The following is an 18,659-nucleotide window of genomic DNA, read 5'->3' as shown; positions in this document are numbered from 1 at the left end:
GGCAAGCCCGCTCCTGCCGGCTGGCAGGAGCGGGCTTGCCCCGCAAATGTCACCCGCCGACGTTGAAGCACAGGCACACCCGGGTGCCTTCCTGTTCGCGACTGTCGAGCTGAACCTCTCCGCCGAACCGCTCCATGATCTGCCTGACCATGATCAGGCCGATGCCCAGCCCGCCTTGCTTGGTGGTGTAGAACGACTTGAAGGCGGCCATTTCCTGCTGGCGTGTCATGCCTTTGCCCGTGTCGTTGATGGCGAGGTAGACCTTTTGCCCGTCGGCGGACCGGGAGGTCGCCATGTGCAGACGACCGCCTTCGGGCATCGCCTCGATGGCATTGGCGATCACGCTATTGAGCACCTGGGCGAGCAACAGCGGGTGGCTGATCACCAAGGGCACCGGCACAAGATCGAAGCTCAGGCGGATTTTCGAGCGCTCGATTTGCTGTTCGAACCCCTTCAATGTGCCTTGCACCGCTTCGATCAGCTCGACCTGCTCCGATTCACCGCGCAGCGGTCGCAGGCACAGCAACAGGTCCCGTACCCAGATCGACATGCGGTCGACCTGGCTGACGATGTCGTCGATGTACTTGCCCGCCGGCTGCCCGGGTATCCCCTGGGCAAGTTCGGCACTGGTGCGGATGCTCGCCAGCGGATTGCGCATGCTGTGGGCCACCGCCGTCGACATCTCGACCAGCCCGCCGTAGGTCTTGTTGGCCACCAGTTGGTCTTGCTGCGAGGCCAGCAGCTTGGAAGCGCGCCAGACAATCCAGAACAACCCCACGTAGATCGCCAGCCCGCCCAGCGCCGTGGCCATCCAGATCAGGCGAAAACCGCGGTTGACCCGTTCGATCAGGTCCACCGGCTCTTTGTAGATCTCGACCATGGCCAGCACATTGCCCCGCTCATCGTTCAGCGGGATGTAGTTTTCGATGAAAAACGCCCGCGGGGGCTGCATGAACTGCTGCTCGAAACGCTGCTGCTGGACCTCGTTGTACTTGGCCGACACCTGCCCTTTGGTGGTGAACGCCGCCTCCAGGGCCGGATCAGCGACGATCTTGCGCCCGACCAGGGCAGGATTGGTCGACCACACCACCACCCGCTCGGGCGAGTAGATGGTGGCCAGCAGCGAGTCGGGAAGGTGGGCAAGGTGATCGAGGAACTCCGCCCGCGCCCGCGCCCGGTTGCCCAGGGTTTCCTCGTTCAACATGGCATACACCGGCGAGACCAGAATGGCGCCCATTTGCATGCTGGTCAGATCGTGGTGGCGGATCTCGCCGATGGCCACGGCCTGGATGAACTGGGCCGACAGCAAGGCATCGCGCTCCAGGCTTTCGTTCATCAAGAAGCGCGTCGACAGCGAGCCAAGGCCAATGGCCACGGCGCCAATGATGATAAAGCTGATGACCGAGAACCAGCGCAGCAGATTGAACTGCCCCGGGGCTGCAGTGGGTGTGAGTGCTCGAAACGGCAGGTGCTTGAACCAGGATGACGCTGCATTCATAGAAGCGGCTCGCCAACGTTAACGGCAATGATCGTGCGCTGTGGCTAACGTCGACCAAGCCCGTACCCACCTTTTTCCTACACTCTAGCTCGACATCATTTGGCCTGCATCGAAGCGCTGAAAGAAACCGCGCGCGCTCTATTTTGCCCCTGTCACCATTGCCGGGGGTATGCTGTCGAGCGCACACTTTTCCCCTTTGCATTGCCCACCAGGAGGTTCGTCACATGAGCAAGGCACCCTATGTTCCCCCCAAGGTCTGGCGGCACGAGGCGCCCAATGGCGGCGAATTCGCCAATATCAACCGCCCTGTCGCAGGCCCCACCCACGACAAGGCCCTGCCCGTGGGCAAGCACCCGTTGCAGCTGTACTCGATGGCGACGCCCAATGGCGTGAAGGTCACCATCCTGCTCGAAGAGCTGCTGGCACTGGGGCACAGCGCGGCTGAATACGATGCCTGGCTGATCCGCATCGGCGAGGGTGACCAGTTTTCCAGCGGCTTCGTTGCCATCAACCCGAACTCGAAGATCCCCGCCTTGCTGGATCGCAGTGAAAACCCGCCAATCCGCGTGTTCGAGTCCGGCTCGATCCTGCTGTACCTGGCAGAAAAGTTCGGCAGCTTCCTGCCCAAGAGCCTGGCCGGGCGCACCGAAACCCTGAACTGGCTGTTCTGGCAAATGGGTGCAGCACCCTACCTGGGCGGTGGTTTCGGGCACTTCTATGCCTACGCCCCGGAAAAATTCGAGTACCCGATCAACCGCTTCACCATGGAAGCCAAGCGCCAGCTGGATGTGCTCGACCGCCGCCTGGCCGAAAGCCCGTACCTTGCCGGCGACAGCTACACCATCGCCGACATTGCCGTATGGGCCTGGTACGGCCAACTGGCGCTGGGCAACGTGTACTCGGCAGCCGAGTTCTTGAGCGTGCATGAATACACCCATGTACAGCGCTGGGCGCAGGAGATCGCCAAGCGACCTGCGGTTATCCGTGGCTTGCGGGTCAACCGAACCTGGGGAGACGAAGCCAGCCAGGTGCCAGAACGGCATCAGGCAGCAGACCTGGACTAAGCCCTTGGCAGCAGAGCACACCCCCTTGCAGCAGGTCGTCCGGCTCATTCGCCATGGCGAAAGCGCGGCCAACATAGGTGCGGCCACCGACGACCCGGCGCTCATCCCCTTGACCGAGCGAGGTGTGGAGCAGGCCCGGCGGGTTGCCCAGTCGTTTCTGAAGGCCCCCGGGTTGATCGTGACGTCGCCCTTTAACAGGGCGCATTGCACGGCTCAGGCCACTGCGGGCCGGTTTCCCGAGACGGCGCTCCAGGTGTGGCCGATTCATGAGTTCACCTACCTGGAGCCCACTCGCTGCGCCAACACCACGGCCATGGAGCGCCGTGCCTGGGTGCAGGCGTATTGGCGCAGGGCCGACCCCGACTACCGCGATGGCCCGGGCGCCGAAACGTTCAGGGAGTTCATCCAGCGTGCCCGGGACTTTCTTGCTGCATTGGTAAGCGGCCACCGCGACGTCGCGGTGTTTTCACATGGGCAGTTCATCAATGCCGTTGCCTGGTTGCTTGAAGGCAAGGCCGAGTCTGTTGCGCCGGGTTGCATGCACGACTATCGGGCGTATGAGCTGTCGAATCCTGTGGCCAATTGCTCGGGTTACCAGATCCACAGGGCCACATGCGGGAGCGACTGGCAACTTGCAAGGCATAGCGGGTGTTTGACTGCCTGCTAGGCTCTGTATGAAAAGTTTTGAGACGAAGGTCAGGCAACGCGAAAACAGCCGAGGAACGGTCGGAGTCGCGCTCGACTTTACGGGTTGTAAATGAGCATTCCGAGGCTGTTTTCAACGCAGATCACCGAGTATCAAGGCTTTTCGTCCAGAGCCTAGGCTTTGCGTTACCTCAGGAGGACCAGGCCATGTCTACCAACAACCTCATTCCATCGATCATCTTCAAGCTCAACGAGAACCAGCTCGCCATCGCTGAAGCAGTCGAGGAACTCTCCAACAGGATTGAGCAACTGCACGGTCCCGCAGAAGGCTCGATCAAGATACGCAACGCCTTGGCCAAGCTGGACGACAACCTGGAGTTCATCACCCGTGGCGTTGCAAAACTGATGAATGATTGAGGCCTGGAACGCCTGGAGGACTGCCCATGGTTTCGGACAAACGCACCCTATCGTTACTCTCCCGACTCGCTGATGCCCAATTGGCCCTGGCCACCAGCATGCGGGGCATATCCCCGAGCTCTGAAGGCTACCCGGAACCAGCACTGCTGCGTATCGCCCAAGCCATGGAGCACATTGAAGCCGCGCTCGTGGAGATCAGTGCATCGACCGACGCGGTGCACTCGCCTGTGGTGAAAAGCCACCTACACTGAAGGTGCTGGGCTTTTCCCCTTTTTCGCCCGGCATTAGCCCGCCTCGGCGGGCTTTTTGTTGTGCCGCATGCTGGCAACAATGAATCGCCCCCACCCGCCCGCCGGATCAGTTTATTCAACGCTGATCTAAACATTAGAAAAAGTAGAATTGTTCTACCTTTCGTTCCATGCCACCTTACACGGCAAGAAAATGGACCATAGGAAACCTCTATTGTTCGTTGCCGGGTGGTACACGTAATCCATCTGGCGCCGAACGCAACGAGACCCGGATGTCTCTCGCCTGGGAAGGCCTGGTTAGCCCCGGTGTCTTGAGTGATGTGCAATCACCCTTGGACAGTAGGAGATAACAATAATGATCAAAACTCTGAAATTCGCAGCGCTGGCAACGGGGATCATGGCTGCCAGTCATGGCCTGGCGGCCGACCTCACCATTGTGTCCTTCGGCGGCGCCAACAAGGAGGCCCAGGTCAAGGCCTTCTACAAACCCTGGCAGCAGGCCAGCGGCAGCAAGATCATTTCCGGGGAGTACAACGGCGAAATGGCCAAGGTCAAAGCCATGGTCGATACCCGCAGCGTTTCCTGGGATGCCGTGGAAGTCGAATCCGCCGAGCTTGCCCGCGGCTGTGATGAAGGTATGTTCGAGACACTCGACCCCGCCCAGATTGGCCTGGACGCCGAGCACTTCGTTCCCGGCGCTATCCAGCCCTGTGGCATTGGCTTCCTGGTCTACTCGACCGTACTGGCCTACAACGCCAGCAAATTGAAAGAAACGCCTACCGGCTGGAAAGATTTCTGGGACGTCGAGCGATTCCCGGGCAAGCGCGGCCTGCGCAAGCTGGCCAAGTCGACACTGGAATTCGCCCTGATCGCCGATGGCGTAGCCCCTGGAGAGGTCTACACATTGCTGGCGACCGAGGCCGGGCAAGACCGCGCCTTTGCCAAACTGGACCAGATCAAGCCGCACATCCAGTGGTGGGAAGCCGGTGCGCAGCCACCGCAGTACCTCGCGGCCGGGGACGTGGTCATGAGTTCGGTCTACAACGGTCGCCTCTCGGCCGAGCAGCGCAAGACCTACGATCTGAAAATAGTCTGGTCGGGCGGGCTCTATGAATTCGACTCCTGGGCGATACCGCGCGGTGCTTCCAGCCAGGAAAAAACCCGCGAGTTCATCGCCTTCTCGCTTGAGCCGCAGCAACAGAAAAGCTTCGCCGAGGCCATCGACTACGGCGCTGCCAACCTGCAAGGCATGGCGCTGCTTGACAAGGCACGTATCGCCGAACTGCCTACCGCCCCCGAGAACCTTGCCCAGCAGATTCCAGTCGATGCACTGTTCTGGGCGGACCACGGCGAGCATCTGGAACAACGCTTCAACGCCTGGGCTTCGCGCTGAGGCCTGAAGAGTCGTCGTGTCAGCAATAGCATTCGAGCCCGCCACTGCGCGGGCTTTTCTTATTTGTCAAAATTGGAACTTGTGGTAGCTGCCAAATCGGAGCCCCAGCATTCGCGGGACCCTGATTTCCACCCGGAACAGGTAACGGATCACATCGTTGAGATCGCTTTGCGATCTGAAACTCAGCAGGACCATTCTGTCGTTTTCTGCAAGCAGCCTGGCAAGCGAAATGATCGACAGTGCCAGTGCGGGTAATGATTGACGCCCATAAAAGCAGATCGACCTTCGGGTATAGGATCGACGCTCCATTAGCCTATTCGCCTCCCAGCTGAGCCCGGGTATGTAGCAATTTGGGACATCCATCTCAAGTTGGTCCAACAGCACCATGGATGAGGACGAAAAAACAGGGTGTTGGAGCGGAATTTTATACACCCTGCTGCCGAATCGACTGCCTGCGCTTTCCAGTGGATTTTTCTTGGGCGACAGGCCGATTTCCAGCGAGAAGAAAACATTATCGTCATTGGCAAGCCCCAGCCTATCGCTGCGGTGAGTATTCTCTCCCGGGAAGGCCACCTTGTTCTCAATCAGCTTACGCCTTGAATACAGGATCAAGTCGTTTTGAGCGTTGACGACGTCGGGGCTATTGGTGGCGTGGCACGCATAAAAACTGGACTGTATGAACGCGTCAAAGAACGACGCTTCTTCCTTTTCCAGCGTACCTAGGGCGTGCAGGATTGAGCGGTAATTGTCATTGGCCAAATCCTTAAAGCTGCTTACTCCATTCCCGAACCTCACGCCGGGAATCAAGACGGCAAGAATATCCAGCAGCGAATGATTGGTAATGAAATTCTCAAACCAAAGAGCGCCTTGCTGGACCATCGCATCATTGATGCGTTCAGCCCTTTTACGCCGAAACCTTTTCTTGAGCAGCTCACCTGCCATGTTTTCTTTATCAGATAACATATATCCCTCAAGCATCCATGCTGACGAAGCCAAAATCCTTATATTTCCAGATTACGCCGTCCACCTCCCCGTTGTAACAATGCGAAATATAGGACGATTCTTATTATCTTGAATGGCTTCCCAGCGTCGACCGGGTGTTCTTTCGGGGCCCGGGCAGAGCGGCGCCGGCAAATTCCGAGCGGACTAATGATTTTCCCGGATAACTTTCACATAGCTTGATACCATTGCGCATACTTATGTGAAGTTTTGATGATTGGAAGGTCTTTTTTTGTGAACGTCATCCGCCGCCTGCTTCAGCACCCTAGTGCGCGCCTTGTGGCCCTCACCGGGCTGGTGCTGGTCATCCCCTTATGCCTGCGCGTGGCACTGGGGTGGTCCAGCCCGCTCGGTTTTGTTTCAGACCTGGGGATTGCCAGCCTGCTCATTGTGCTGTTGCACAACCGTGCCTGGTGGCAAGCGCTGCCGGTGTTGCTGGCATGGGGGCTGATGACGCTGGGTACAGTCGAGCTGGTCAGCGCCGTGGGCAGGCTGCCAACGGTGTCGGATCTGCACTACCTGATCGACCCGCAATTTCTGGAAAACTCCAGCGGCGGTGGTTTCGCCCAACCCTGGCTCGCAGCCACCCTCCTGCTGGGGCTGGTGGTTTGGCTGACAACGCATTGGCTGGGACGCTCCACCCCCGCGCCGCGATTGCCGCGCCGCGCGTGGGCTGCGCCGCTACTGCTGTTGATGACCCATTGGGGCACCCAGCACCTGCACCCCACTGACGCAGACCAGTGGTACGTGTACAACCTCCCCCATCAGTTGCTGGCCGCAAGCGTTGGCGACGTGCAAATCCGCGCGCAGGAATGGCTGGAGGGTGACGTTGTCGACGTCGCACCGAACATGGCGGGGCTCACCCAGCTGGATCTGGATGGACACAAACTGCTCGCGGCACCGGGAAGCGCACGCAACGTACTGATCATCGCGCTGGAAGGCATTCCCGGGGCCTACATCGGGGTCAACCGCCAGGCCTTGCACAGCAGTTATCAGGAAAACCTCATGCCCAACCTCAGCCGCTGGGCCGAACGCGGCATGAACACCCCGGACTATGTGCTGCACAGCCACCAGACCATCCGCGGCCTGTATGCAATGCTCTGCGGCGATTACGACAAGCTCGACAACGGCACCCCCAAAGGTGTCGAGATGCTGACCCAGAATGAGCGCAACCAGGCGTGCCTGCCCGCTCAGTTGCACCAGAACGGCTTTACCACGCATTACCTGCAGGGCGCTGGCCTGCGCTTCATGGCCAAAGACAAGATCATGCCGCACATCGGTTTCGACACCACCCTGGGGCTTGAGTGGTTCACCAACAGCAACTACCTGGAGTTCCCGTGGGGCAAGGATGACAAGGCCTTCTTCGAGGGTGCCCTGGACTACGTCGGCCAGCTGAAAAAGCACAAGCAGCCCTGGATGCTGACCCTGCTGACTGTCGGCACCCACCAGCCCTACTCGGCGCCCGATGACTACCTGCAACGCTACGACACCGCCAAACAGGCCGCCGTTGCCTATCTGGATGACGCCCTGGGCGAGTTTCTCACCGGCCTGGAAAACCAGGGCGTGTTGCAAGACACCTTGGTGGTCATTACTTCGGACGAATCCCACGGCATCGACGGTGTGCGGTTGGCCTCATCGTGGGGTTTCAACCTGATGCTTGCGCCCGAGCAGCGTCAACTGCCCTCTGTGAAATCCGGGGTGTACGGCCACGTCGACCTGAGCGCGTCGATACTCGACTATTTCGCCCTGCCCGTCCCCGCAGCCTTGAGCGGGCGCTCGCTGTTTCGCGACTATGCGAGCGGCCGCGAAATCATGTCGTACACCAATGGCAAGCTGCGCTACCACGATGGCCAGGGCACCTTTGCCGAGTGCGACTTCCAGCAACGCTGCCAGCAATACGCAAGCGAAGGTTTCATCGCTGAGCGCAAGACCCTCGTTGGCCAGTACGGCGGCTCACGCGCCCGGCTGGTCACGGCGCGCGCTACCGCCCTCGATCAATCACTGCTGCGCACGCCGCTGAATCAGCACTACCAGTTCGGCAGCCCCGCGATCATCCCGCTTCAAGCGCAGATCAGGGACGACTGGGCCGATAACCTGATTGGTGCCCAGTACCTGGAAATGCCCAAGGGCTCACAGACGCGGGTGCGCCTGACAGTACGCTCGGTAGACCCCCAGCAGAACGCCTACATCCTGCTCAAGGCCAAGGAGCTGGAGCAGGATGTGCCACTGGGCCTGCCCGCCGAAATGCTCGTGACCGCCGACAAGCCGCTGGAGATGGATTTCAGTTTCGACAACCCGCAATCGCGCAAGGCGTTCTCGTTCCACCTGCTTGGCTATGGGTTGGGCGCCGTTGAGGTCAGTGACTTCAGTGTAATTACCGAGTCGACTGGGCAACCGGAGAGTGTGGACGAGCTTTCCGAAGAACTCCGTGCCCACTCAAGTTGAGTCGCCTCACATGAGGCAATAGAAATCGCTGAGCTCGGTGACAATCTCGCGCTTGGCGTTGTACAACCGGGCCTCGGGGGTGAAGGCAATCGAACGGCCCTCGAGGACATAGCGTTGACCCGCTTCAAAATGGGCGTAATTGACGGTCAGGTAACACACACGTACGGAGGGGCCGCCCATCATGCCCATGCCCCCGCCACCGGCCACTTCAAAGTCGAAGCGAACGATCAATTCATGACTGCCGGGGCTGACTTGGAAAAAGCGCCCGTCGCGCAGGCGCTGCTTATCCAGGCGCTCGGCCAGCAGCAATCTGTCGTTGGGAAAGGGTGTAGAGAAATCGACCCAGGCCATCTGCGGATCGGCAACGGGAATCGGGGTTTGACAACCTGCAATGGCACTGGCGGCGAGTAACAGCACTATCCTGCGCATGATAAATACCCCAAGGGGTTATCTATTCAGAATAGTGGAGACACTGACGGTTCAGACACTTTATTTGTCATTACCCCACCACCCATCGGCTGAACTGCACTAGCACGCTGCCGGATGCGCGGTAGTTTCTACCTACTTAACGACTAGTCAATTTTGATACTTGACCTGCCCAGACATGCACCCAGCCACAATAAACTCCGCGCACTACTACTTTATAATTATTCACAATAGTTCAAACACGCCTCGCATTACACACGAACCACAACAACCAGCCACTTGCAGATACCGCACTCACGCTCTAAACATATTTACACCCGGAGCTTACTTACACCCAAAACATACCCACGCACTAAGCAACACGACACAGTCAATGCTTGTTCAATACAACAACAATACCGAGCAAGAGGATTCCTAATGCACCGTATACTGCGTATGGGGAACAATGGACTCCTTCAAGCGGGAGCGCTGTCGCTTCTTAGTCTGGCAGTGCAACAGGTGCAAGCTGCTTGTACCCTGACGGCTGATGCAGGGGACACGACCTACGCCTGTGACAGCGGCAGCAGTGATGCAGGTCTTGTCGACCTGCTTGGCAACAACACACTAGTGTTTCCCGCAACTGGCTCCGGCACCGTCAACGGCAATATCAGCTTCGGCCCGGGCGTGGACCTGATCACTATGCACTCCGGACTCGTAGTGGGAACGATCGACCAAGGCGACGGTGCCGATCGCTTCCAAATCAGTGCAGGCACCGTGACCGGCGCTGTTCGGCAAGGCAATGGTATCGACGACTTTGTAATGACCGGCGGGCAAATTCAGTCCCTCGCTCAGGGAGATAGCCGTGACACCTTCCTGATGACCGGCGGCACCATTATCGACGCCTTTGAGGACGGCGACGTGGCACAGCAAACGGGGGGCACCATCGGCCGGGTAGACATGAAGCTGGAAAAAAACGTCTACGTCATGTCTGGCGGCGCGATCCTCGGCAACCTCGTCACCGGATTCGACATCGACAGGATTGAAGTCTCCGGCGGCACCATCGGCGGCAATATCAGCACCAGTGGCGGCGACGACAGCATCACCGTCAGTGGCGGCATCATCAACGGCGAGATCCGCGCCAGCGTCGGTAACGACACGTTCAACTGGCTCAACGGTGGCCAGATCAAATCTGCCGTGCTGATGGGCGACGGTAACGACACGGCGTTGCTCAGCGGCCTGACGGAAAGCCTACTGAGCGCGACGCCGTCCATCGACGCAGGCCTGGGCAGTGATCAATTGACCTTCGACAGCACTACCTTCGCCACGGCGTCCCGTTTTATCGGCTGGGAAACCGTCAACCTCAGAAACAACTCGCACTTCGACCTGGCCGGGAACTTCTTTCTTGGCGACAGTGGCAGCAATACCGGCACGCTTTCCATCGACACCCTCAGCGTGCTGGCCGTCACCCAAGGCAGTATCCGCCCCTACACCGCCGGTCAACTGGCAACCCTCAATAACACCGGCACCATCGACATGACCACCGGCAGTAACAGCGCCACGGATTCGCTGACAGTTCACGGTAATTACGTCGGTGACAGTGGCCGGTTGTGGCTGCAAACGGTTCTCGGTGACGACCGCTCGGCCAGCGACAGACTGGTGGTCTCCAACGGCACCCTCAGCGGCACTACACAATTGACCGTGACCAACCTGGGCGGTCTTGGCGGACTGACCCAACAAAACGGGATCGAAGTCGTTCAGGCGCTCAACGGTGCGGTCAGCAGCACCGATGCCTTTGCGTTGAACGGCTCGCTGTCCGCCGGGGCCTATGAATACTACCTGTTCAAGGGGGGTGTCACCGCCGGCTCGGAAAACAACTGGTATCTGCGCTCTTCCGTGGTGGCCGTGTCGCCGCAAGCGCTGCCGCCCCCTGCGCCGGCACCGGCAGCCGTGGTGCCGGTTGCGCCGATTCCCCCGGTAACGCCCGTGGTAGCGCCGGATGAACCGCCGGTGGAACCGCCAACAGCGCAGCCCGTCGCGCCGGTCGAGCCCGCTGCCCCAGCACCGACCCAGGCGTCTGCCGAACGCTCACCGGCCCCTGCCCTCACCACTCCAGCCCTGCCGAGCGCCATTGCCGGCGCCGACCCGATTCCGCTGTATCGCCTGGAGGTGCCGGTGTATTCGGTAGTGGTGCCGACGGCGCAGTTGATGACGTTGCAAGCACTGGGCACCTTCCATGACCGCCAAGGCGAACAAAGCCTCCTGAGCGAAACCGGCGCCGCACCAGCCGGCTGGGGCCGTACTTATGGCAGTGACGTCGACAAAAGCTGGTCAGGTACCGTGTCACCGAGCTTCGACGGCTCCACCAAGGGCTACCAGGTGGGCCATGACCTGTACGCCGCGCTTACCCGCGGCGGGCAGATCCAGCGCTTCGGGCTGTTCATGGGCCGCAGCCGCCTGCACGGTGACGTCAAAGGCTTTGCCGAGGGTTTCCAGGACCGTCATTCCGGCCGAGTCAAACTCGACGGCGACCACTTCGGTACCTACTGGACATTGACTGCGCCCCCAGGCTGGTACGTGGATCTGGTAGCCATGGGCACCCGTTTTGATGGTGACAACAAATCCAATCGTGGCGTAAAGATGGACAGCAGAGGTCACGCACTGGCGTTGTCGGCAGAAGCTGGTTATCCGATTGCGATCAGCGAGCGATGGGTAGTGGAGCCGCAGGTTCAGGTCATCAATCAGCAGATAGATCTGGACAGCCAGAGTGACGGGATTTCCAAGGTGTCATTCGATGCCCAGGACTACTGGACTGGTCGTCTGGGTGTGCGCCTGAAGGGGCGTTACCGGGTGCAGGACACGCCCATCGAACCTTACGTGCGAGCCAATGCCTGGCGTACCTATGGTGGCAGCGACACGGTGACCTACGATGACGTCGATCGGATCAAAAGCGATCACCAATCGTCTACGGCCGATCTGGGCGTAGGGGCGGTTGCCACGCTGTCTTCGACCGTGAGTGTGTATCTGGCGGCGGATTACACTGCCAATTTCGATAGCAATACGCTGGAAGGCGTCAGCGGCAACCTGGGCCTGAGGATGAGCTGGTAAGTAATGAAGCGCGCAACGAGCAAGACCTCGGCTTGTCAAGGTCGGGCCCCGGACCGCTACGTCCAGCCTTCAAGGCGCATGGTTGCGCGCACCAGGCGCTGCTCCTCCAATTCGATCTCCTTGAGGTTGTCGCGGATGCTGTTGATGTGTTCGCGCGCGGCGCGTTGGGCTTGCTCTGGCAGGCGCTCGATGACCGCGTGATAGAGCCGGGCATGCTGGCGGTCGATCTGGCGTTTTTGCAGGGGCCGGTGGTAGAGGTTGTTGACCGAGGCGAACACGGTGCTGAGCATCAGGTCGGTCAATGACTGCAGGGTGTGCAGCAACACCGGATTATGCGAGGCCTCGCAGATCGCCAGGTGGAAGGCGTGATCCAGGCGGGCATGTTCGTGCGGCTCGACCGCTTCTGCCTGGCTGTGGGCGGAGAGCATTTCTTCATAGCGGCGGGTCAGCAGCACGAAGTCCGCGTCTGTACCACGCAAGGCGGCCAGGCGTGCCGATTCGGCCTCCAGCAGGACGCGCACCTCCAACAGGTCAAAGAGGGTGCGCGGCTGGGAGTTGAACAGGTGCATGAGCGGGCTGGAATCACGCGGCCCGTTCAGCCTGGCAACCCGTGAATCGCGGCCCTGGGCCGTCTCGATAATGCCGCGCCCACGCAGCACCTTCAGCCCTTCACGCAGGGCCGAGCGGGATATCCCCAGTTTCTCGCACAGGCGGCGCTCCGACGGCAGTGCCTGGCCGACCTTGAGCACGCCATCGACGATCAATCGCTCAATCCGCTCGGCCACCACATCACTGACCTGGCGGCGAATACCGGCTGTCTCTTCCTGCATGCTGGGCGCCTCGATCACTGGTAGTACCAGTGCTGATGGGTGGTTCACGTGCCTCGCACTATAGCTGCAGCATCCCTCTATAGATAAGCCTCACCGCAGGGATCGGGCGGGTACCTGCTGGAAAAAACTGGTCATACCAGTCCAGATAGCAATAGACGGCGTTCATACAAGGCTCTACACATACCTCTATAACAAGCGGATCGGCTCGCTACCGGTGCTGCACACAAGAACGACTTCAAGCGAGAAACCTGCCATGAGTATTTTGTACGACGAGCGCGTCGATGGCGCGCTGCCCAAGGTCGACAAATCCGCCCTTCTGGCTGAATTGCGTGCACAGCTTCCGGACATGGAAGTGCTGCACACCCAGGAAGACCTCAAACCCTACGAATGCGACGGGCTCTCGGCCTACACCACCACGCCGATGCTGGTGGTGTTGCCTGAGCGCGTCGAACAGGTCGAGCGACTGCTCAAACTCTGTCATCAGCGCACGGTGCCCGTGGTGGCGCGCGGGGCCGGGACCGGCTTGTCAGGTGGCGCGCTGCCGCTGGCCCAAGGTGTTCTGCTGGTGATGGCGCGTTTCAAACACATTCTTGAGGTCAACCCGCAGGGGCGTTTTGCCCGCGTCCAGCCGGGCGTTCGCAACCTGGCGATTTCTCAGGCGGCCGCACCTTACGGCCTGTATTACGCACCCGACCCCTCCTCGCAGATCGCCTGCTCGATTGGCGGTAACGTCGCCGAGAACGCCGGTGGCGTGCATTGCCTGAAATATGGCCTGACTGTTCACAATCTCCTGAAGGTGGACATTCTCACCATTGAAGGCGAGCGCATGACCCTGGGCAGCGATGCCCTGGACTCACCCGGCTTCGACCTGCTCGCCTTGTTCACCGGTTCTGAAGGCCTGCTTGGGATCATCACCGAAGTCACCGTCAAGCTCCTGCCCAAGCCCCAAGTGGCCAAGGTGTTGCTGGCCAGCTTTGACGCCGTGGAGAAAGCCGGGCGTGCGGTCGGTGAAATCATTGCAGCCGGCATCATCCCGGGCGGCCTGGAGATGATGGACAACCTGGCGATTCGCGCCGCCGAAGACTTTATTCACGCCGGCTACCCGGTGGATGCCGAAGCCATCCTGCTGTGCGAACTCGACGGTGTGGAGGCCGACGTCCACGACGAGTGCGAGCGTGTCCGTGCGGTACTGACCAAGGCCGGTGCATCCGAGGTGCGCATGGCTCGCGACGAGGTCGAGCGCGTCAAGTTCTGGGCCGGGCGCAAGAACGCCTTCCCGGCCGTAGGGCGTATTTCGCCGGACTACTACTGCATGGACGGCACCATCCCGCGTCGCGAGCTGCCCGGTGTGCTCAGGCGCATCCGTGAACTGTCCGAGGCCTTCGGCCTGCGTGTGGCCAACGTGTTCCACGCCGGTGACGGCAACATGCACCCCTTGATTCTGTTCGATGCCAACCAGCCCGGTGAACTGGCGCGTGCCGAGTCACTGGGCGGCAAGATCCTCGAACTCTGCGTCGCGGTGGGCGGCACCATCACCGGTGAGCACGGCGTGGGGCGCGAGAAGATCAACCAGATGTGTGCCCAGTTCAACAGCGACGAACTCACCCTGTTCCACGCCGTGAAAGCCGCCTTTGATCCCGGCAGCCTGCTCAACCCGGGCAAGAACATCCCTACCCTGCACCGCTGCGCCGAATTCGGTGCCCTGCACGTCCATCACGGCAAGCTGCCTTTTCCTGATCTGGAGCGTTTCTAATGGTTATGCCGCATGACTGCGACGCCAGCGCGGCGCTGCTGGAGCAGGTCAATGACGCCCTCGACAACTCGACTGCGTTGCGCATCCAGGGTGGTAACAGCAAGGCGTTTCTCGGCCGTAACGTTGACGGCAAAGTGCTCGATACCCGTGCTCATCGCGGCATCGTCAGCTACGACCCGACCGAGCTGGTGATCACCGCCCGCGCCGGCACACCGCTGGCGGAGCTGGAAGCGGTGCTGGACGCGGCCGGGCAGATGCTCACGTGTGAGCCTGCGCGCCATGGCGACACCGCGACCCTCGGCGGAATGCTCGCTACAGGCCTCTCGGGCCCGCGGCGGCCGTGGTCCGGCGCGGTGCGCGACCTGGTCTTGGGTACCCGATTGATCACAGGTACCGGCAAGCACCTGCGTTTCGGTGGCGAGGTCATGAAAAACGTTGCCGGCTATGACCTGTCGCGTTTGCTGGCCGGCAGTTTTGGCTGCCTGGGCGTGATTACCGAAGTGTCGCTCAAAGTGCTGCCCAAGCCCCGCCAGTGCCTCAGCCTGCGCCTGGAGATGGAGGTCGCCGTGGCGCTGCGCAAGCTCGCCGAGTGGGGCCAGCAACCCATTCCACTGAGCGCCGCCAGTCATGACGGCCAGGCGCTGCACCTGCGCCTGGAAGGCGGCGAAAGTTCGGTGATGGCCGCGCGCGAGCGTCTTGGCGGTGAACTGATCGAGAGCACGTACTGGGCCGAGCTGCGTGAGCAGCGCCTGGAGTTCTTCACCACCCCGGGCCCGCTGTGGCGCTTGTCGGTACCGACCAGCACCGGCGTGCTGGCGCTGCCCGGCGAGCAACTGATCGACTGGGGTGGCGCGCAGCGCTGGCTGAAGTCCGATGCCAATGCCGCGCTGATCCGCCAACTCACCGCCGACGTCGGTGGCCACGCCACCTGCTTCACTGCCGGCCACTGCGACAGCCCGTTTCATCCGCTGTCACCGCCTTTGCTGCGCTACCACCGGCAACTCAAAGCTCAGCTCGACCCCCAGGGCATCTTCAACCCTGGCCGCATGTACAGCGAGGTGTAGCCGTGCAGACCCATTTGAGTGAACAGGCCAGGCAACTGCCGCGTGCCGAGGAAGCCGAACGCATCCTGCGCAGCTGTGTGCATTGCGGCTTCTGCAATGCCACCTGCCCGACGTACCAGCTGATTGGCGACGAGCTCGACGGCCCGCGCGGGCGCATTTACCTGATCAAGCAAGTGCTGGAGGGCAATGAAGTCACCGCCAAGACCCAACTGCACCTGGACCGCTGCCTGAGCTGCCGCAATTGCGAAACCACCTGCCCGTCGGGGGTGGAGTACCACAATCTGCTGGACATAGGCCGCGCCGTCGTCGACGCTGCCGTGCCTCGCCCGCTGGCGCAACGGGCGTTGCGTGAAAGCGTGCGTGCCGTTGTGCCGCATGCCGGTCTGTTCAAGGGGCTGACCCAGGTCGCCCAGGTGTTTCGCCCACTGCTACCCGCCAACCTCCAGGCCAAATTGCCGCGCACCTCCCGTGCCACCACACCTCGCCCCGCGCCCCGTCATGCCCGCCGCGTGCTGATGCTTGAAGGTTGTGTGCAGCCTGGCCTGGCCCCCAACACCAACGCTGCCGCGGCGCGGGTACTCGACCGCCTCGGCATCAGCGTCACACCGATCCATGAAGCCGGTTGCTGCGGTGCGGTGGACTACCACCTCAACGCCCAGGCGCACGGCCTGCAGCGTGCACGCCAGAACATCGATGCCTGGTGGCCCGCCATCGAACTGGGCGCCGAGGCCATTGTGCAAACCGCCAGCGGGTGCGGCGCGTTTGTCAAAGAGTACGGCCACCTGCTGGCGCATGACCCGATCTATGCCCAGAAGGCCAGGCGCGTGAGTTCCCTGGCCAAGGATCTGGTCGAGGTGCTCGGCGTCGAGCCCCTGGAGCAGCTCGGCGTACGCACCGACAAACGCCTGGCGTTCCATTGCCCCTGCACCCTGCAACATGCGCAAAAGCTCGGGGGCGCGGTAGAGGGCGTGCTCACTCGCCTCGGTTTCGCACTGACGGCTGTCCCCGACAGCCACCTGTGTTGCGGCTCGGCCGGGACCTATTCGCTGACCCAGCCCGCGTTGTCCAGGCAACTGCGCGACAACAAGCTCAATGCCCTGGAAAGCGGCAAGCCCGAGGTGATCGTCACCGCCAACATCGGCTGCCAGGCCCACCTCGACGGCGCCGGTCGCACACCGGTGCGGCACTGGATCGAACTCGTCGATGAAGCGCTGGATATGAAGACTGGCGTAGGCTATTGATTTGCAAAGAGATGTATTAATTGCTTATTTGTAAGCCTCACACAAAATCGGTACGTTCCCTGCGCTAGAACTGGTTACAACTGAATTCTTTTCCGGCCGTCACAGTACCGGACGTCGACAGGAAACCCTCACGCTTAAAAATTCAGACCATTCCTATATCGCAAAACTGCGAAGCGCGAATAATAAGCCCCGATTTTCAAGGTGTAGGGGCGGGTTTGTAGTTATAACACCGGCAAACTATTGACTCGAACCAAGTTCATCCCAGCCTGTGTGTCCGCTTTTAGGTATGTGTCAGAAAAGGGCTTGATTATGTTTTCATTCACAGCAACGCTGTGCGCAACATTGGCGGCTTCATGGCTCGGGGTGACGCTCATTTGTCAACTACTGGCGTACTACCGTTACTGGCTGGACGACTTTGAAAAGCCGCTAGGGCCCAACCCGGCCATGCAGCTGTTGCGAGGTGCCTTTGACTTGCCACTGGAAAAAATCAGAACACCCGAACTGCTCATGATCAGCCTGATATGTCTGCTGGTACTGCCGATAGCACTGATCGTGGCATTTGGCGTCTATCTGGCGTTCTGCCACCGAGAGAGCCGCCGGGTGAAGAAGTTGGCAAGGGTTGATTACTATCACCCACTGACAGCGATCTCGCGCTCCACCGAAAAAGCACCCCGCCTCCCAACGGCCATGTCCTGACTGAGCCATCCCAGTGGATCGCCCCCCGGTTGCCGCGTCTGGCCGAGGGGGCACTTCCACCCCGTTCAGCCGACACCTCCATGCCTGATATGAGGCCAATCAGGAGGTGCCCTGAGCCACCCACAGCGCCCACCGCCTCAGGCTGGATCGCTACTCCCAACAAACTGACGCTCGATGAGACCCAGGCCACCAGGGCCTTAGAAGTCGTGTGCGTCTGGAACCAACAGAGAACAACATGAAACGCATTTCAAACCGCGCCCGGCACGGCCGGCGCCAGCACCAAATCCACTTGCCGCCGAGCGGCTTGCGAGGTATCGGCGATGGCCGAGAAGAGGACGTGAGCAGCCGAGCACTCGGCGGATTACCGCGAGTGGAGGAAGGCAGAAGCGCAGTGCTTCAGTATCGAAACGGTAATAGTTGGTGAGTTAGTGATCGCCCTGCTGGTTTCTGCCCCGTGCTGGGGTGATCACTGATAGCCACTTCAAGGAATCATGCCCTCCCCGCGAGGCTGGTGGCTGCTTGGAGCACATTTCCAGTCTCCCGCATGACTGCGCCGAGCCATCCAATATCAAGCGTTTTGGAAGTGACTCGAAAACGAAGTGGAAGCGATGAACTTTTGGCGGTCCCAGCCGTGGTCCCAAGGCCCTATTTTTAGAACCCCAGAAACGCAAAAAGCCCTGAATAATCAGGGCTTTGAAAGTGGCGGAAGCGTAGAGATTCGAACTCTAGGATAGTTGCCCATCGACGGTTTTCAAGTCCACAAAATTTTCATTACAAAACAGAAGCTTACGTAAGATTCCGTTCCGCACCTCAGCTAGAGTGAATGGGCTGGAAGCCTTATCCCGCAAGGGGTTCG

At 60.4% G+C, this 18,659-nt stretch carries 15 protein-coding genes; 11 read left to right on the top strand and 4 right to left on the bottom strand.

What is annotated here, in order from left to right:
• Window positions 1–49: 49 nt before the first annotated feature.
• Window positions 50–1,498 (bottom strand): sensor histidine kinase, encoded by a 1,449-nt coding sequence (locus U9R80_RS10065; protein WP_301841392.1) that lies wholly within the window; start codon window positions 1,496–1,498, stop codon window positions 50–52.
• A gap of 224 nt (window positions 1,499–1,722) precedes the next feature.
• On the opposite strand from U9R80_RS10065, the gene yghU reads away from it, so the two are divergent.
• The 5 genes from yghU to U9R80_RS10040 all read left to right on the top strand — a co-directional run bounded on the left by yghU (window position 1,723) and on the right by U9R80_RS10040 (window position 5,265).
• Window positions 1,723–2,562, top strand: coding sequence for a glutathione-dependent disulfide-bond oxidoreductase (gene yghU / locus U9R80_RS10060; protein ID WP_301841394.1), 840 nt, complete (start codon window positions 1,723–1,725; stop codon window positions 2,560–2,562).
• A gap of 25 nt (window positions 2,563–2,587) precedes the next feature.
• The gene (locus U9R80_RS10055; RefSeq protein ID WP_324804859.1) at window positions 2,588–3,229 is read left to right on the top strand and encodes a histidine phosphatase family protein; all 642 of its coding nucleotides are present in this window, start codon (window positions 2,588–2,590) and stop codon (window positions 3,227–3,229) included.
• Window positions 3,230–3,414: 185 nt separating this feature from the next.
• Complete coding sequence (locus U9R80_RS10050; protein ID WP_301841396.1) at window positions 3,415–3,624, top strand: hypothetical protein; 210 nt, start codon at window positions 3,415–3,417, stop codon at window positions 3,622–3,624.
• A gap of 26 nt (window positions 3,625–3,650) precedes the next feature.
• Complete coding sequence (locus U9R80_RS10045; RefSeq protein WP_301841397.1) at window positions 3,651–3,875, top strand: hypothetical protein; 225 nt, start codon at window positions 3,651–3,653, stop codon at window positions 3,873–3,875.
• A 352-nt stretch (window positions 3,876–4,227) separates the two neighbouring features.
• Window positions 4,228–5,265 carry an ABC transporter substrate-binding protein gene (locus U9R80_RS10040; protein WP_301841399.1) on the top strand — a complete coding sequence of 346 codons (1,038 nt, stop codon included), beginning with the start codon at window positions 4,228–4,230 and terminating at the stop codon, window positions 5,263–5,265.
• A gap of 66 nt (window positions 5,266–5,331) precedes the next feature.
• Here the strand turns inward: U9R80_RS10040 and U9R80_RS10035 are convergent, their stop codons facing one another.
• Window positions 5,332–6,228, bottom strand: a complete 897-nt coding sequence (locus U9R80_RS10035; RefSeq protein WP_301841401.1) for a hypothetical protein — start codon at window positions 6,226–6,228, stop codon at window positions 5,332–5,334.
• Window positions 6,229–6,477: 249 nt separating this feature from the next.
• Here U9R80_RS10035 and U9R80_RS10030 point away from each other — a divergent pair, with 249 nt between their 5' ends.
• Window positions 6,478–8,709 (top strand): LTA synthase family protein, encoded by a 2,232-nt coding sequence (locus tag U9R80_RS10030; protein WP_301841403.1) that lies wholly within the window; start codon window positions 6,478–6,480, stop codon window positions 8,707–8,709.
• Window positions 8,710–8,715: 6 nt separating this feature from the next.
• On the opposite strand, the gene U9R80_RS10025 is transcribed toward U9R80_RS10030, so the two are convergent.
• Window positions 8,716–9,138, bottom strand: a complete 423-nt coding sequence (locus U9R80_RS10025; RefSeq protein ID WP_301841405.1) for a PA0061/PA0062 family lipoprotein — start codon at window positions 9,136–9,138, stop codon at window positions 8,716–8,718.
• A 432-nt stretch (window positions 9,139–9,570) separates the two neighbouring features.
• On the opposite strand from U9R80_RS10025, the gene U9R80_RS10020 reads away from it, so the two are divergent.
• Entirely contained in the window at window positions 9,571–12,219 is a 2,649-nt protein-coding gene (locus U9R80_RS10020) for an autotransporter family protein (RefSeq protein WP_442964969.1), read from the top strand.
• A gap of 56 nt (window positions 12,220–12,275) precedes the next feature.
• Here the strand turns inward: U9R80_RS10020 and glcC are convergent, their stop codons facing one another.
• Window positions 12,276–13,049: a transcriptional regulator GlcC gene (gene glcC, locus U9R80_RS10015; protein ID WP_301841605.1), complete on the bottom strand. Its 774-nt coding sequence runs from the start codon at window positions 13,047–13,049 to the stop codon at window positions 12,276–12,278.
• 253 nt (window positions 13,050–13,302) lie between these two features.
• On the opposite strand from glcC, the gene glcD reads away from it, so the two are divergent.
• From glcD to U9R80_RS09995, 4 genes are all read left to right on the top strand, one after another.
• Complete coding sequence (glcD, locus tag U9R80_RS10010; RefSeq protein WP_301841408.1) at window positions 13,303–14,802, top strand: glycolate oxidase subunit GlcD; 1,500 nt, start codon at window positions 13,303–13,305, stop codon at window positions 14,800–14,802.
• A 5-nt stretch (window positions 14,803–14,807) separates the two neighbouring features.
• Complete coding sequence (gene glcE, locus U9R80_RS10005; protein ID WP_301841606.1) at window positions 14,808–15,866, top strand: glycolate oxidase subunit GlcE; 1,059 nt, start codon at window positions 14,808–14,810, stop codon at window positions 15,864–15,866.
• 2 nt (window positions 15,867–15,868) lie between these two features.
• The gene (glcF, locus tag U9R80_RS10000) at window positions 15,869–17,107 is read left to right on the top strand and encodes a glycolate oxidase subunit GlcF (RefSeq protein WP_301841409.1); all 1,239 of its coding nucleotides are present in this window, start codon (window positions 15,869–15,871) and stop codon (window positions 17,105–17,107) included.
• Window positions 17,108–17,416: 309 nt separating this feature from the next.
• Complete coding sequence (locus U9R80_RS09995; RefSeq protein WP_301841410.1) at window positions 17,417–17,803, top strand: hypothetical protein; 387 nt, start codon at window positions 17,417–17,419, stop codon at window positions 17,801–17,803.
• The last annotated feature ends 856 nt before the right edge of the window (window positions 17,804–18,659 follow it).

It is taken from the genome of Pseudomonas sp. JQ170C (assembly GCF_035581345.1).
GTDB lineage: Bacteria > Pseudomonadota > Gammaproteobacteria > Pseudomonadales > Pseudomonadaceae > Aquipseudomonas.
The sequence above is the reverse complement of the archived record's forward strand: the minus strand, read 5'-3'. Positions and strand labels throughout refer to the sequence as shown.

Excerpts from the sequence above, each read along its gene's own strand:
- U9R80_RS10065 (WP_301841392.1), bottom strand. The coding sequence starts at position 1,498 with ATGAATGCAGCGTCATCCTGGTTCAAGCACCTGCCGTTTCGAGCACTC.
- yghU (WP_301841394.1), top strand. The coding sequence starts at position 1,723 with ATGAGCAAGGCACCCTATGTTCCCCCCAAGGTCTGGCGGCACGAGGCG.
- U9R80_RS10050 (WP_301841396.1), top strand. The coding sequence starts at position 3,415 with ATGTCTACCAACAACCTCATTCCATCGATCATCTTCAAGCTCAACGAG.
- U9R80_RS10045 (WP_301841397.1), top strand. The coding sequence starts at position 3,651 with ATGGTTTCGGACAAACGCACCCTATCGTTACTCTCCCGACTCGCTGAT.
- U9R80_RS10040 (WP_301841399.1), top strand. The coding sequence starts at position 4,228 with ATGATCAAAACTCTGAAATTCGCAGCGCTGGCAACGGGGATCATGGCT.
- U9R80_RS10035 (WP_301841401.1), bottom strand. The coding sequence starts at position 6,228 with ATGTTATCTGATAAAGAAAACATGGCAGGTGAGCTGCTCAAGAAAAGG.
- U9R80_RS10030 (WP_301841403.1), top strand. The coding sequence starts at position 6,478 with ATGATTGGAAGGTCTTTTTTTGTGAACGTCATCCGCCGCCTGCTTCAG.
- U9R80_RS10025 (WP_301841405.1), bottom strand. The coding sequence starts at position 9,138 with ATGCGCAGGATAGTGCTGTTACTCGCCGCCAGTGCCATTGCAGGTTGT.
- U9R80_RS10020 (WP_442964969.1), top strand. The coding sequence starts at position 9,571 with ATGGGGAACAATGGACTCCTTCAAGCGGGAGCGCTGTCGCTTCTTAGT.
- glcC (WP_301841605.1), bottom strand. The coding sequence starts at position 13,049 with ATGCAGGAAGAGACAGCCGGTATTCGCCGCCAGGTCAGTGATGTGGTG.
- glcD (WP_301841408.1), top strand. The coding sequence starts at position 13,303 with ATGAGTATTTTGTACGACGAGCGCGTCGATGGCGCGCTGCCCAAGGTC.
- glcE (WP_301841606.1), top strand. The coding sequence starts at position 14,808 with ATGCCGCATGACTGCGACGCCAGCGCGGCGCTGCTGGAGCAGGTCAAT.
- U9R80_RS09995 (WP_301841410.1), top strand. The coding sequence starts at position 17,417 with ATGTTTTCATTCACAGCAACGCTGTGCGCAACATTGGCGGCTTCATGG.